This is a genomic window from Bacillus sp. NPDC057893 (genome assembly GCF_042796455.1).
Taxonomy (GTDB): domain Bacteria; phylum Bacillota; class Bacilli; order Bacillales; family Bacillaceae_G; genus Bacillus_A.
This window is the reverse complement of sequence record NZ_JBHVNG010000001.1, coordinates 294523-308749: the sequence shown is the minus strand read 5'-3', so window position 1 is coordinate 308749 and position 14227 is coordinate 294523. Positions and strand designations below refer to the sequence as shown.

Below are 14227 nucleotides of genomic sequence, written 5' to 3'. Positions count from 1 at the left end.
TTCTTCCCCTTCTTTTTGCGCTTTTAATAATTTTTCATCGCGCTCATCGTTAAATTCAATAATTTGACGTTGTAATTCGCGATGAAGTTTTTCAGATTGCTTACGATGTTCTTCCGCTTCTTTTCGTTCGTGCTCTGCACTTTTTTGGCTTTCTTCTAGCTTTGCAATCATATTTTCGATTTTGTTCGTATCTGTACTAATATGATTACGAGCGCGATCAATAACGCGATCAGACAAACCAAGACGCTTCGAAATTTCAAAGGCGTTACTACGTCCTGGTACACCGATTAATAATTTGTACGTTGGGCTTAATGTATTCACATCGAACTCAACGCTCGCATTAATAACTTGCTCACGATTGTATCCATATGCTTTTAATTCTGGGTAATGCGTCGTTGCAACAACGCGAGCACCACGGTTACATACTTCATCCAAAATTGAAATTGCAAGTGCAGCCCCTTCTTGCGGATCTGTCCCAGCACCTAATTCATCAAATAAGACTAAACTTTCAAAATCAGCTTTTTCTAAAATATCTACAATGTTTACCATATGAGAAGAGAATGTACTTAAATTTTGTTCAATCGATTGCTCATCACCGATATCAGCAAAGATGTTTTTAAATACACATATCTCTGATTCATCCATTACCGGAATATGAAGACCCGATTGCGCCATTAAGACACAAATACCGACTGTTTTAAGTGTAACTGTTTTACCACCTGTATTCGGTCCTGTAATAACGATTGTTGTAAAGTCTTTACCAAGCATAATGTTATTTGGCACGATAATTTCCGGATCAATAAGCGGATGGCGTGCTTGTTTTAAATCCATGTAGCGTTCATTATTTACGATTGGCTTCGTCGCTTTAATTCGCTTCGCATAAAGAGCTTTTGCAAAAATAAAATCAAGATTTGCAACTACTTCTACGTTTGATAGAACGATATCAGCTTCCACTGCTACTTCTTCCGTTAACATCATTAAAATGCGTTCTACTTCTTGTTTTTCTTTCACACGTGCTTCTTGCAGTGCGTTATTTAGTTCCACAATTACTTGCGGCTCGATAAATAATGTTTGTCCAGAAGCCGATTGGTCATGAACAATACCGCCATATACGCCGCGATATTCTTGTTTTACTGGAATTACGTAACGGTCGTTACGTATTGTCACGATTGCATCTGATAACATTTTTTGTGCGTTTGAAGAACGCGTCATGTTTTCTAATTTTTCACGAATACGGCTTTCCGCAGTACGAATTTGGTTACGAATACCACGCAATTTGTCACTTGCGCTATCGACTACTTCACCGCCGTCACCGATACAATTTGTAATTTTCTTTTCTAAATCATATAAAGATATAATTTGCGCAACATGTCCTTCTAGAATTGGAAGCTCTACGCCATTCTCAGCCATGTCTTCAATAAATCGTTTCATCTGGCGGCTACCATACATCGTACTTGCGATTTCGATTAACTCATGCGGACTTAACATACTCCCAATTTTCGCACGCTTAACATTTGAGCGAATATCAGAAATCCCTCCAAGTGGTACATGTCCTTTTAAACGGATAACTTTCGCTGCCTCATCCGTTGTTTCTTGCAGTTCCACAATTTCTTCAAAATCTGTGCTTGGCACTAAATTCTTCACCTTGTCACGACCAAGTGAAGATGCTGTATGTTCAAGTAATTGTTCTTTTACTTTATTGTATTCTAATACACGCAACGTTCTTTCTAACATGTTGCAGGTCCCCCTTGTGTTACTTATTACGTTTAATATAGTCTAATAAACGTTCAATATCCCATGTGTTAATCACGTTATCTTTTTGAATCCAACCTTTACGCGCTGCTGCTACACCTGTTTCCATATCTTCTAACATTTCAAGTGTATGGGCATCCGTATTAATCGCTACTTTTACACCAGCATCTTGTGCTTGTTTTAATAATTTCGCACTTAAATCTAGACGGTTTGGATTTGCATTTAATTCTAAAACTGTATTTGTTTCTTTTGCGAGTTGGATTAATAAATCTGTATCTACATCGTAACCCTCACGGCGCCCAAGAAGACGTCCTGTCGGATGGGCAATCATTGTGACATGCTTATTCTCAAGTGCAGTGCGAAGACGTTTCATAATCGTTTCACGGTCTTGTGAGAAGCTAGAATGAATTGCACCGATTACATAATCCAATTCTGCTAATACTTCATCATCAAAATCAAGTGTTGCATTTGGTAAAATGTCCATTTCGATCCCGCGCAAAATTGTAATGTCTGGATACTTTTCATTCATACGTTCAATTTCTTTCGCTTGTTCACGAAGGCGCTCTTTCGTTAAACCGTTCGCTACTTTCAAGTATTGCGAGTGATCAGTAATTGCCATAAATTTATATCCACGAGCGCGGCACGCTTGTACCATTTCCTCAATTGAAAAGGCACCGTCACTCCATGTTGTATGCATATGTAAATCACCTTGTATATGAGAAAACTGAATTAAGTTCGGATACTCTTTAATTAATTCAATTTCTTTTCCATCTTCACGCACTTCTGGTGGGATGAATGGCAGACCGAAATGAGCAAAGAACTCCTCTTCCGTTTCAAATGTTTTTACTTCACCTGTTTCTAAGTTTTCTACACCGTATTCACTAATTTTCTCGCCTCTATCTTTCGCGATTTGGCGCATTTTTACGTTATGGTCTTTTGATCCTGTGAAATGGTGAAGAGTTGTAATAAATTCTTCTGGTTTTACTAAGCGGAAGTCAATTGAAATATCATATTCATATTGAAGGCGAACAGATACTTTCGTATCTCCACTTGCAATCACTTCAATCATATTATCAAATTGTAGTAAATGTTCACGTACTACTGCTGGCTCTGTCGTTGCAATGATGAAATCTAAGTCCTTCACTGTCTCACGAACACGGCGTAAACTACCAGCGCGTGAGAAACGAATTATTTCAGCAACATTCGACAATTTCTCCTCTATTTCCCCGGCAATAGGCAATACCATCGCAATTGGTAAACGCTCTGGACGAGAGCCTACTTGATCAATTGCTTCTAATATTTTCTCTTCTGTTTTCTTACCGAATCCAGCTAAAGCTTGCACTTTATTTTCTTCACAAACTGCTTTTAACGTTTCCATATCAACAACACCAAGTTCTTTGTATAACTTGGCCACCTTCTTACCACCAAGTCCTGGTAGTTTTAATAGTGGTAATAAACTGCTTGGTACTTCTTTTTCAAGTTCTTGTAGTACTTCAGATGTTCCCGATTCTATATATTCTTGAATAACTGCTGCCGTTCCTTTTCCGATACCTGGAATCTTTGTGAAATCTTCAATTTCAGAAAGACTACGGTCATCACTTTCCAGTGCTGCCGCCGCTTTACGGAATGCAGATATTTTAAATGGATTCGCGCCCTTTAGTTCCATAAACAGGCCGATTGTCTCTAGTAATTTGATAACTTGTTTTTTATTCACTTTCATAATTGCCCCGCCTTTCTTTCATAGAAAAAAACTTCTCTTTCCGAAAAAAGAGAAGTTACACTCTGCTACCTGTCTGCCATAGTTCCTTCACCTTTTCAGAAAGAATCGGTGTATCGTCTACAATTATTTTGCTAATTGATGATTTTTGTAATGGTGTTTGTATTTGTTCAATTGGAAGAATTGATCCAACAATAATTAAGACAAACAGAATGATATACACTTCTAAAAAGCCAAGAAGTGCCCCAGCAACCGCATTGACTTGCTTTAAAACTGGGATTTCTGCAAACATATTCAGTAAATTACCAAGTAGTGAAAGTGCGATTTTTGTAATAATAAATAATACGATAAACGCAATTGCTTGATAGAAGACACCCTCAATATTATTCGCATCTATCCATTCTGGAACAGAAACATTCTTATCAAATGGATACGGAATAATTTTCGCAAGTGCTGGCGCTAAATCTTTACAATACCAGTATGCAACGAGGTATGCGATAATAAAGCTTGTTAACTTTACAAGTTGCAAAATAAATCCTCTGCGTAAACCGAGGAAGAATCCCATAACAAGCAATAAAATGATAATAATATCAATCATGTTTATTCAATTCCTTTTTGTGTCATACTTTCTTTCAATTTCTCATGTTCTTCTTTTAATTTTATGTAATCGTGTATGACGTTTACCGCCGTCAATACCGCTAGTCTACTCGTATCAAGCGAAGGATTCTTGGCATTGAGTTCGCGCATTTTATCATCCACAATCGCTGCTACCATGCGGATATGACTTGTACTTTCATCGCCAACAACTGAATATTGTTGACCATATATTTCTACATTAATTCGACTTTTATTTCCCTTTTGTTGTGACAACTCACCGGCCTCCAATCACGTACAGAATCCTAAAGTTTATCATACCATGAACCATCATAATATGGAAACAGAAAGAACAATCCGATATGATAAAAATAACAACATAAAAAAGGAGCGACCATTTTGTCAAATTCTATCGTAATACAAACAAGTTCTACAGTAATTGAAGACATGAAACAACAATACAAACAAGCACTTAGCCCCAAAATTCCGCAAGGCGGTATCTTTATGGCAAAAGTTCCATCTTGCACAATTACAGCTTATAAATCAGGAAAAGTGATGTTTCAAGGTGGACGTGCTGAAGCAGAAGCTTCTCGTTGGCAAACTGTCTCTCAAACACCAAAATCAGCTGTAAAAAAATCGGTCAATTCACATCGTTATGCGCCGCCCGCTTCCATCGGTACAATGTCTATTCTAGGATCAGACGAAGTAGGTACTGGTGATTACTTCGGACCGATGACAGTAGTTGCTGTATATGTGGATGCAAAGCAAATTCCACTTTTAAAAGAACTTGGTGTAAAAGACTCCAAAAACTTAAATGATGCTCAAATTGCTGAGATTGCAAAACAACTCCTTCACGTTGTTCCTTACAGCTCTCTCGTTCTTCATAATGAAAAATATAATGAGCTATTTGATAAAGGAAACAACCAAGGTAAACTAAAAGCTTTACTACATAACAAAGCAATTACAAACTTACTAGCGAAAATAGCACCTACCAAACCAGAAGGCATCTTAATCGACCAATTTACACAGCCTGATACATACTATAAATATTTAGTGAAACAAAAACAGGTACAACGTGAAGATGTTTACTTCGCTACAAAAGGAGAAAGTGTCCATTTAGCAGTAGCTGCTGCTTCCATTTTAGCTCGTTACTCATTCGTAAAACAATTTGATGAACTAAGCAAAAAAGCTGGTATGCCACTTCCAAAAGGTGCTGGTAAACAAGTTGATATTGCCGCTGCTAAATTAATTCAAAAAGTCGGTAAAGAAAGACTACCTGAGTTTGTGAAAGTGCATTTTGCTAATACAGAGAAGGCGTTTCGCTTACTGAAAAAATAACTACTTTTTAGTATCGACAGGATATGGATGAACTAAACAAGGCGAAAAGAATTGCGTTCTTTTCGCCTTTTATGGATGATATAACAACCTAGAAATTACCCTTTATTTCATCATAGCACTCAAAAATGTAAAAAATCCCATTTTTGTTATAATCAATAGTAAAAACCTCTTATTTTTGTTATAATCTAAATATACAGAATATAAGTAACCCAAGGAGAGGTTCCTATTGCTACTTCTACAAATGATTCTAAATATTTTACTAGGGGATCCACATGAACGCCAATTCAAAATTAGAGAAAACATTCAGCTACTAAGTGAACAACGAGAATTCAACAACTTAATAGAGCGCTATGGTCGATCTTTTTTATTAAACTTTCGGATTCGAAAATTTATCGGGAAACACGATGCCCACTTGTTAATTCGAAATCCAGTCAAGCTACAATACTTCTGTGAGGAACTTGAATTTATGATTAAAAGAAGAGGATTGTTTAAATAAGGAGAGAATTCATATGAACTCTGAAAAGGTTAAAAAGTTATTATATGTTTTCGTACACCTCGTAGGCCCGCTTTCTTACCTCATTATCTCTACCATTTGGGGAGCTTTTTTCACTTCCAAATCTACATTCGAAAATATATCTGATAATCTTTGTGTGATGGCCATCTATTACGTGTTTATAAGCTTACTGTGGTTTTTCTATTTAGGTCGATTAGACAAAGACGTGGATAAGATTACACAAGAGATTCATAACAACAAGATGTAATACATATAAAAAAGGAGAGCCGCCAAGACTCTCCTTTTTGTGTTAACTTCGCTTCTGCTTCTTATTTGATGAAGATACTTTATGAGAACCCGTTTCATGCGTAGTTGTTCCTTGTCCTTCCACCTCTGGAGAACCTAGGCTTGATCTAGAATGATCTGTTTTCACTTTCTTACTCATTACAATCACCCCCAAGATTACTTTTTACTTAAGGGTAAAAAACTATTCAACATAACCATCTGAACATATACTGGCTACTCTTTTATCCTCCTGTCTGTTTTTCACTAATGTCCCATAGACGTTTTGCGACATCCTTATCCAAAGCGGCTTCAGATGTTTTCCCCACTTGCTTGTCGGCATAGTAACAGCCACTATGGTCAATGAATCCATTTGATTCTGCTAGCCATATTAAAGTTTCCGCACCTTCCTCGGGTGTACGAGAGAAAGGTTTCATTGCTGCCATAGTTAAGCGAGCAACCAGACCATTGTCCTGGTTAAAATTCGTATTCACTAGCCCCGGGTCAAAGCTATAAGCACTAACACCCGTTCCCTCCAACCGCTGTGCCAATTCAAAGGTGAATAAAATGTTAGCTAGTTTTGTTTGCGCATAACGCATTGTAGGACCGCCCATGAACTTCTTAACACCGCGATACAGTTGTTCTGCATCTAGATCACCGAAATCAATTCCCTTTTTAGCCATTTTGTGACCGTGAGATGCGGTGGTAATGACACGAGCAGGAGCACTTTCTTTTAAACGCTCCAACAACAAATTAGTGAGTAAGAATGGACCTAAATGGTTTACTGCCCAGGTCATCTCCAAACCGTCCTCCGTAAGCTTCCTTGTTTGAAATAAAGCACCAGCATTATTCACTAATATATCTATTCTCGGACACCTTTCTAAAATATCAGTAGCTACCCGGCGTATAGATTGTTGGGAAGCCATATCAGCCAGAAATAAATCTACCACCACATTCCCATTCGTTACATCCTTAATTTGAGTCATAGCATCATTCGCTTTTGCCTCGTTGCGTGCAATAATTCCTAGCTTGGCACCACGCTCCGCAAATGCCTTAGCTGCCGCTAATCCAATACCACTTGTTGCACCAGTGATTACTATATACTTGTCACGCAATGTCCACTTTGTCTGACTTGGAATTTCCCCCATTGTACAAAAACCCCTTCCCTTGCCCATAAATATTTCATTCGTTTTACTATATGTGAGAGATGAACGAACCTATGAACAACATTTTCCAAACAAAAAAAGCGAGAGCAGTTGCTCTCGCTTTTTTTATCTTAAAACTCCGAAGAACCTGGAGTTCTTGGGAATGGAATTACGTCACGGATGTTAGCCATACCAGTGATGTACATTAGGAAGCGCTCAAAACCTAGACCGAATCCAGCGTGTTTTGTACCGCCGTATTTTCTAAGTTCTAAGTACCACCAGTAGTCCTCTTCGTTCATACCTAATTCTTTAATTCTGTCTACTAAAACGTCTATTCTTTCTTCACGTTGGCTACCGCCGATTAATTCGCCGATGCCAGGAACTAGAAGGTCAGTAGCTGCTACTGTTTTACCATCTTCGTTCATACGCATGTAGAATGCTTTAATGTCTTTCGGATAGTCAGTTACGAATACAGGGCGTTTGAAGATTTCTTCTGATAAGTATCTTTCGTGCTCTGTTTGTAAGTCAATACCCCATTCTACTGGGTATTTGAATTCAGCACCTGATTCTTGAAGTACTTTAATTGCTTCTGTATAAGTGATGCGACCGAAGTCAGAGTTAATTACGTTGTTCATGCGCTCTAGAACTGTTTTATCAACAAAGCTGTTGAAGAAGTCCATTTCTTCTGGTGCATGTTCTAATACATATTTCATTGCATATTTCAGCATATCTTCTGTAAGATCCATTACATCGCCTAATTCAGCGAATGCAATCTCAGGCTCAACCATCCAGAACTCCGCTGCGTGGCGAGTTGTGTTTGAGTTTTCTGCACGGAATGTAGGTCCGAATGTGTACACATCACGGAACGCTAATGCATAAGCTTCAGCATTCAGCTGTCCACTTACTGTTAAGTTTGTTTCTTTACCGAAGAAGTCTTTTGATTCATCAACTTGTCCTTCTTCACCTTTTGGTACGTTGTTTAAATCTTGCGTTGTTACGCGGAACATTTCGCCAGCACCTTCTGTATCACTACCAGTGATGATTGGTGTGTGAACATGTACGAATCCACGCTCTTGGAAGAATTGGTGAATCGCAAATGCTGCGATAGAACGCACGCGGAATGTTGCTGAGAATGCATTTGTTCTTGGACGTAAGTGAGCGATTGTACGTAAGTATTCAAACGTATGACGCTTCTTTTGAAGTGGATAATCAGAATCTGATAAGCCCTCGATATCAATTTTTTCTGCTTTAATTTCAAATGGTTGCTTCGCTCCAGGCGTTGCAATTACTTTACCTTCTACTTTAACTGAAGAGCTAAGTGGAAGTTTTGCAATTTCTTTGAAGTTCTCTAATTCTGTATCGAAAACGATTTGAACGCCTTTGAAGAAGCTACCGTCGTTTAATTCGATGAAACCAAATGCTTTTGAATCACGTAAGTTACGAATCCACCCTGATACTTGTACTGTTTGATCTGCATACTTTTCTGTATCTCTATACAGACTTTTTACTAATGTGTTTTCCATAGTGAAATTCTCCTTTGCTGATATATTTAAATACAAAAAAACCTTTCATCCATAAAGGGACGAAAGGTTAAACTTCGCGGTACCACCCAATTTGTCATAAAGACCAACTTTAACTCGTATGTAATACATACTTCCCGGTTTGTAACAGGCCGGATTCCCGTCTAAGTCTACTCTTGAATACAAGTTTCAATTTCGGTTAGCAACTCCAAGGTGTTCTTCACATATACCGCCTCATCAGGCTCTCACCGCCCCTGACTCGCTTTGGATTATAGTATATACTACTTTTCCTTATCATCGTCTTTCGTTTTGTTAAACTAAAATTAATGTACTACATTCGAGAGAAAGATGCAAGATACCAGAAAATATATCAGCGATTTTTATAATATATCGACTTACCGACACTTTTCGACAATCGCATCATAAAAAAATTGCCGGAATTAATCCGGCAATCTTTTATTACTTACGTAACTCCGCACCAAATTTCTCTTCTACCGCTGTTAATACACGGCTATGTGCTTCTGTTACTTCTTCGTCTGTTAATGTACGTTCTGCATCGAAGTAGTTCATAGAGAATGCAAGTGATTTCTTGCCTTCTTCCATTTTTTCACCTTCGTATAAATCAAATAGTGTTACGTCTTTCAGAAGTTCTCCGCCAGCTTCAGCAATGACTTGCTTCATTTCACCAGCTTTTGTTTCTGTTGTTACTACAACAGCCATATCACGTGTCATAGATGGGAAACGTGGAATTGCTGAGTAGTAAGTTTCTTCCACGTCTGCACCGAATACTTTTGCAAGAGATAATTCGAATACGAATGTATCTTTCACATCTAATTGTTTTTGCGATTCTGGGTGCAATTGACCGATGAATCCAATTACTTCGCCATCTAATACGATGTCAGCTGTACGGCCTGGGTGCATACCTTCACGTTTTGCTGGTGCATATGCGATTTGGTTTACAACGCCAAGTACGTCGAATAATCCTTCTAGCACACCTTTCATAACGAAGAAGTCTACTACTTTCTTCTCACCTTGCCATGCATGGTGAAGAGCAAGACCTGTCATAACACCCGCAAGATGTTGTTCTTCTTTCGGAAGTTCTCCTGCTTCTGTCGGTAAGAAGATAGAACCTACTTCGTATAAAGCAACACTATCGTTTTTACGAGCATTATTGTATGAAACTGCTTCTAACAATTGTGGCACTAAGCTTAAACGAAGTTGACTACGCTCTTCACTCATTGGAAGCGCAAGATTTACAGGAGCTTTTTCGTTCGGCTCTACCATATATTGTTTTGCTTTGTCAGCGCTTGTTAATGAATATGTGATTGCTTCATATAAACCAGCACCTTCTAAGAAGCGACGTACTTTACGACGTTTCGTTTGTGCTGCTGTTAATTTACCACGTGTCATCGTTCCAGAAGGTAATGTAACTGGAATGTGATCATACCCATACAGACGACCCACTTCTTCTACTAAGTCTTCTGAAATTGTAATATCAGGACGACGTGCTGGTACATTTACATGGAATGTTCCTTCTACTTCTGTGAATGGGAATTTCAAGTTTGTGAACATTGTACCCATTTCACTTGCAGAAATATCTGTACCTAATACACGGTTTACTTTTTCAGCAGTAACAGATACTGTACGTTCTTGTACTTGTAAGTTATCAGCTTCTACTACACCTTCAAGTGCTTCACCACCAGCATATTTCGCCATTAAAGCAGCCGCATGTTGAATCGCTTCAAATGTACGTGTTGGATCAATTCCTTTTTCGAAACGTGCACTTGATTCACTACGAAGACCTAAGTCTTTTGATGTACGGCGTACTGTTTGACCTGCAAAGTATGCAGACTCGATTAAAACGTTTACCGTCTCATTTGTAACTTCAGAATCAGCTCCGCCCATTACCCCAGCAACAGCTAAAGCTTTTGTACCGTTTGTAATTACAAGATGATGCTCTTGTAACGTACGTTCTTGATCATCTAATGTTTCAATTTTTTCGCCTTCTTTTGCAAGACGAACAACGATTTCTTTTGAACCTAATTTATCGTAATCGAATGCATGTAACGGTTGACCGTATTCCATTAAAATATAGTTTGTAATATCAACTACATTGCTAATTGGACGAATACCAGCTGCCATAAGGCGAGTTTGCATCCACATTGGTGATGGACCAATCTTTACGTTCTTCACCATTTTCGCAATGTATAACGGATTTTCTTCTTTCGCTTCTACACTTATAGAAATGTAATCAGAAGTTTTTTCTTCTGTTTCTTGTAAGTTGATAGCTGGAAGTTTTACTTCACGGCCGTAAATAGCAGCTACTTCATATGCAACACCTAACATGTTTAAGCAATCTGCACGGTTTGGTGTTAAACCAAGCTCAAGTACTTCATCATGTAAGTTTAAAATTTCAAGTGCATCTGCACCAACTTCAGCGTCACTTGGGAAGATGAAGATTCCATCTGCGTAATCTTTCGCAACTAGTTTCCCATTAATGCCAAGCTCTTGAAGGGCACAAACCATACCATGAGAAGCTTCACCGCGTAGTTTTGCTTTTTTAATTTTGAAGTTACCAGGAAGTACAGCGCCAACTTTTGCAACCGGTACTTTTAAACCTTTTGCAATATTAGTAGCACCACAAATAATTTGAACTGGCTCTTCTTCACCGATATCGATTAAGCATTTGCTTAACTTATCAGCTTCTGGGTGTTTTTCACATTCTAATACGTGACCAACTACAACACCTTTTACACCTTTATTTAATACTTCAACGCCTTCTACTTCAATACCACTTTTCGTGATTTTGTCTGCTAGTTCTTGTGCCGTTACATCTTTAATATCTACATACTCTTGTAACCAACGATATGATACGAACATATTTATCCTCTCCTTCCCTTACGCTCGTTTGAATTGTTGTAAGAAACGTACATCATTTGTATAGAAATGACGAATGTCATCAACGCCGTATTTCAACATTGCGATACGCTCTGCGCCCATACCGAATGCGAAACCTTGATATTCTTTTGAATCATAACCAGCCATTTCAAGTACGTTCGGGTGAACCATACCTGCGCCTAAAATTTCGATCCAACCAGTTCCTTTACAAGTGCCACAACCTTTACCGTGACACATCATACAAGAAATATCCATCTCGACAGATGGCTCTGTGAATGGGAAGAAACTTGGACGAAGACGGATTTCACGATCTTCACCGAACATCTTTTTCACGAATACTTGTAATGTACCTTTTAAATCACTCATGCGAATGTTTTTATCAATTACAAGACCTTCAATTTGCATGAACTGGTGTGAATGCGTCGCATCATCATCATCGCGTCGATACACTTTACCAGGACAAATAATTTTAATTGGTCCTTTTTCTTTGTTATTTTCCATCGTACGTGCTTGCACAGAAGATGTATGTGTACGTAATAACGTTTCTTCTGTAATGTAGAATGTATCTTGCATATCACGCGCTGGGTGATCTTTCGGTAAGTTTAATGCTTCGAAGTTGTAGTAGTCTTTTTCTACTTCTGTTCCTTCAGCTACTTCATAACCCATACCGATAAATACATCTTCAATTTGCTCAACAACTGCTGTTAACGGATGGTGACAACCTGTTTCAACAGGACGACCTGGCAGTGTAACATCAATTGTTTCAGTAGCTAATTTCGCCTCAATTACTGCTTTTTCTAAGTTGCCAATTTTGTCTTCTAGACGCGTTTGAATCGCTTCACGTACTTCATTTACTAATGCTCCCATACGTGGACGCTCTTCTGCTGATAATTTTCCCATGCCGCGTAATACTTCTGTAATTGGACCTTTTTTTCCTAAATACGCTACGCGTACGTCGTTTAAGCCCTTTAGCTCTTTCGCTTCTTCAATAAGCTCTAACGCTTTTTGCTTTAGCTCTTTTAAACGTGCTTCCATTTGGAACCCTCCTAATTTTAAAAATAAAAAAACCCCGCTCCCAAAAAGGGACGAGGTAAATTCGCGGTACCACCCTAAATTGACAGAACAAGTCTGCCCACTCATTAGTTATAACGATCAATTCTGACCGGAACGCCTTTACATATAAATGGTCCTGGCGCCAACTCCAGAGGTGAATTCACTTCCATCTACCATAAGAATGCTTTCAGTCTACGGCACTCTCTCCCTATATGGCGATTTTGTAAGCTACTCTTCTCTATCAACGTTTTTCGTTATTTAACTTTTATTGTATGTTCATTACGAACGTATACTTCAACTTATTATAAGAAGTTTTTTATTTGTTCGCAACTGGGCTTTGTAAATAATACGTTAAAATCCCTGCTGCAACCGCAACATTTAATGATTCTGCCCCTCCGTAAATCGGAATATACAAGTTTTGATCAGTTTTTGCAAGAATTTCTTGGCGTACGCCGCTTCCTTCATTTCCTACAATTAATGCAAAACTTCCGGCCGGTGTTACTTCAACGTGCGGAACTCCATTTTCAAGAGCTGTTCCATATACAGGCACGTTATTTTCTTTTAACTTGTCTACCCATTCTTCTAAGTTCCCTTTTACAACCGGTAAGTGGAAAATAGAACCTTGTGTAGAGCGTAGCACTTTACTATTATAAACATCAACGCACCCTTCTCCAAGCACAACGGCATGAATACCAGCTGCATCAGCTGTACGAATAATCGTTCCCAAATTACCTGGGTCTTGAAGGCCGTCTAATAAAAGAAATTTCCCATCAGTAAGAGCTACTTCTTTCTCATGTTTCTCACAAACAGCAAATACACCTTGCGTTGTTTCTGTTTCGCGAAGTACTTTTACAATTGCTTCAGGCACAATATACATTTCAACATCATTAACTGTCCAATCTTTCGGAAGATCTGTCTGATCTGAAACGATAAGTTCTGTTACAACTCCTGCCTTTAACGCTTCCTCTACTAAATGGAATCCTTCTACAAAAAATAAACCTTTGTTATCGCGCTCTTTTTTCGTCTGCAGCTTTTTCCACTGCTTCACACGCGGGTTTTGTACTGAATCAATGTTTTTCATAATATGTATTTCCCTCTCTTCTTGTCTTATCATTATAGCCTATTTTTCATACATATTTACATAAAAAAGAACAAAAACTAACGTCAGTTTCAATTCTGAAGAAGAGGTGAAGATAATGAGTTTTAATTTACGCGGCGCTGTATTAGCGAATGTATCTGGAAATTCGCAAGACCAATTACAAGAAACGATTGTCGATGCAATTCAAAGCGGTGAAGAAAAAATGCTTCCAGGTCTTGGCGTTTTATTCGAAGTCATTTGGAAAAATGCTGATGAAAATGAAAAACACGAAATGTTAGGAACACTGGAGCAAGGTTTAAAAAAATAAGCAATAAAAGGTCACCTTAGAAAAAACTA

The 14227-nt window shown here is 38.3% G+C and carries 14 protein-coding genes and 2 other annotated features; of the genes, 4 read left to right on the top strand and 10 right to left on the bottom strand.

What is annotated here, in order from left to right; genetic code table 11:
* The 4 genes from ACFVQC_RS01780 to zapA all read right to left on the bottom strand — a co-directional run.
* Positions 1-1734, bottom strand: a 1734-nt coding sequence (locus tag ACFVQC_RS01780) for an endonuclease MutS2 (RefSeq protein WP_377897294.1), incomplete at its 3' end; no start/stop codon positions are given.
* 19 nt (positions 1735-1753) lie between these two features.
* Entirely contained in the window at positions 1754-3472 is a 1719-nt protein-coding gene (gene polX, locus ACFVQC_RS01775; RefSeq protein WP_377897292.1) for a DNA polymerase/3'-5' exonuclease PolX, read from the bottom strand.
* 55 nt (positions 3473-3527) lie between these two features.
* Positions 3528-4067 carry a CvpA family protein gene (locus ACFVQC_RS01770; RefSeq protein ID WP_002015450.1) on the bottom strand — a complete coding sequence of 180 codons (540 nt, stop codon included), beginning with the start codon at positions 4065-4067 and terminating at the stop codon, positions 3528-3530.
* A gap of 2 nt (positions 4068-4069) precedes the next feature.
* Positions 4070-4339: a cell division protein ZapA gene (gene zapA / locus ACFVQC_RS01765; RefSeq protein WP_002112165.1), complete on the bottom strand. Its 270-nt coding sequence runs from the start codon at positions 4337-4339 to the stop codon at positions 4070-4072.
* A 123-nt stretch (positions 4340-4462) separates the two neighbouring features.
* Between zapA and rnhC the strand changes: the two genes are divergently transcribed.
* From rnhC to ACFVQC_RS01750, 3 genes are all read left to right on the top strand, one after another.
* Positions 4463-5401 carry a ribonuclease HIII gene (rnhC, locus tag ACFVQC_RS01760; protein ID WP_377897291.1) on the top strand — a complete coding sequence of 313 codons (939 nt, stop codon included), beginning with the start codon at positions 4463-4465 and terminating at the stop codon, positions 5399-5401.
* Positions 5402-5627: 226 nt separating this feature from the next.
* Entirely contained in the window at positions 5628-5897 is a 270-nt protein-coding gene (locus ACFVQC_RS01755; RefSeq protein WP_078179649.1) for a hypothetical protein, read from the top strand.
* Positions 5898-5910: 13 nt separating this feature from the next.
* On the top strand, positions 5911-6162 hold the full coding sequence (locus ACFVQC_RS01750) for a hypothetical protein (protein WP_016096029.1): 252 nt from the start codon (positions 5911-5913) through the stop codon (positions 6160-6162).
* Between the two features lie 42 nt (positions 6163-6204).
* Here the strand turns inward: ACFVQC_RS01750 and ACFVQC_RS01745 are convergent, their stop codons facing one another.
* The 6 genes from ACFVQC_RS01745 to ACFVQC_RS01720 all read right to left on the bottom strand — a co-directional run bounded on the left by ACFVQC_RS01745 (position 6205) and on the right by ACFVQC_RS01720 (position 13906).
* A complete protein-coding gene (locus ACFVQC_RS01745) occupies positions 6205-6339 on the bottom strand; it encodes a YuzL family protein (RefSeq protein ID WP_078179650.1) in 135 nt (44 codons plus the stop codon).
* An 82-nt stretch (positions 6340-6421) separates the two neighbouring features.
* Complete coding sequence (locus ACFVQC_RS01740) at positions 6422-7324, bottom strand: SDR family oxidoreductase (protein WP_377891919.1); 903 nt, start codon at positions 7322-7324, stop codon at positions 6422-6424.
* A gap of 128 nt (positions 7325-7452) precedes the next feature.
* Positions 7453-8844 (bottom strand): asparagine--tRNA ligase, encoded by a 1392-nt coding sequence (asnS, locus tag ACFVQC_RS01735; protein ID WP_377897290.1) that lies wholly within the window; start codon positions 8842-8844, stop codon positions 7453-7455.
* 52 nt (positions 8845-8896) lie between these two features.
* Positions 8897-9148: a binding site (T-box leader), on the bottom strand.
* A 152-nt stretch (positions 9149-9300) separates the two neighbouring features.
* On the bottom strand, positions 9301-11721 hold the full coding sequence (pheT, locus tag ACFVQC_RS01730; protein WP_377897288.1) for a phenylalanine--tRNA ligase subunit beta: 2421 nt from the start codon (positions 11719-11721) through the stop codon (positions 9301-9303).
* 18 nt (positions 11722-11739) lie between these two features.
* A complete protein-coding gene (gene pheS / locus ACFVQC_RS01725; protein ID WP_000388220.1) occupies positions 11740-12774 on the bottom strand; it encodes a phenylalanine--tRNA ligase subunit alpha in 1035 nt (344 codons plus the stop codon).
* A 43-nt stretch (positions 12775-12817) separates the two neighbouring features.
* Positions 12818-13046: a binding site (T-box leader), on the bottom strand.
* Between the two features lie 62 nt (positions 13047-13108).
* On the bottom strand, positions 13109-13906 hold the full coding sequence (locus ACFVQC_RS01720; protein ID WP_377891910.1) for a TrmH family RNA methyltransferase: 798 nt from the start codon (positions 13904-13906) through the stop codon (positions 13109-13111).
* An 82-nt stretch (positions 13907-13988) separates the two neighbouring features.
* Between ACFVQC_RS01720 and sspI the strand changes: the two genes are divergently transcribed.
* Complete coding sequence (gene sspI / locus ACFVQC_RS01715; RefSeq protein ID WP_000009511.1) at positions 13989-14198, top strand: small acid-soluble spore protein SspI; 210 nt, start codon at positions 13989-13991, stop codon at positions 14196-14198.
* Positions 14199-14227: the final 29 nt, after the last annotated feature.

Coding starts and splice junctions, on each gene's coding strand:
- polX (WP_377897292.1), bottom strand. CDS start 3,472: ATGAAAGTGAATAAAAAACAAGTTATCAAATTACTAGAGACAATCGGC.
- ACFVQC_RS01770 (WP_002015450.1), bottom strand. CDS start 4,067: ATGATTGATATTATTATCATTTTATTGCTTGTTATGGGATTCTTCCTC.
- ACFVQC_RS01750 (WP_016096029.1), top strand. CDS start 5,911: ATGAACTCTGAAAAGGTTAAAAAGTTATTATATGTTTTCGTACACCTC.
- ACFVQC_RS01745 (WP_078179650.1), bottom strand. CDS start 6,339: ATGAGTAAGAAAGTGAAAACAGATCATTCTAGATCAAGCCTAGGTTCT.
- ACFVQC_RS01740 (WP_377891919.1), bottom strand. CDS start 7,324: ATGGGGGAAATTCCAAGTCAGACAAAGTGGACATTGCGTGACAAGTAT.
- asnS (WP_377897290.1), bottom strand. CDS start 8,844: ATGGAAAACACATTAGTAAAAAGTCTGTATAGAGATACAGAAAAGTAT.
- pheT (WP_377897288.1), bottom strand. CDS start 11,721: ATGTTCGTATCATATCGTTGGTTACAAGAGTATGTAGATATTAAAGAT.
- pheS (WP_000388220.1), bottom strand. CDS start 12,774: ATGGAAGCACGTTTAAAAGAGCTAAAGCAAAAAGCGTTAGAGCTTATT.
- ACFVQC_RS01720 (WP_377891910.1), bottom strand. CDS start 13,906: ATGATAAGACAAGAAGAGAGGGAAATACATATTATGAAAAACATTGAT.
- sspI (WP_000009511.1), top strand. CDS start 13,989: ATGAGTTTTAATTTACGCGGCGCTGTATTAGCGAATGTATCTGGAAAT.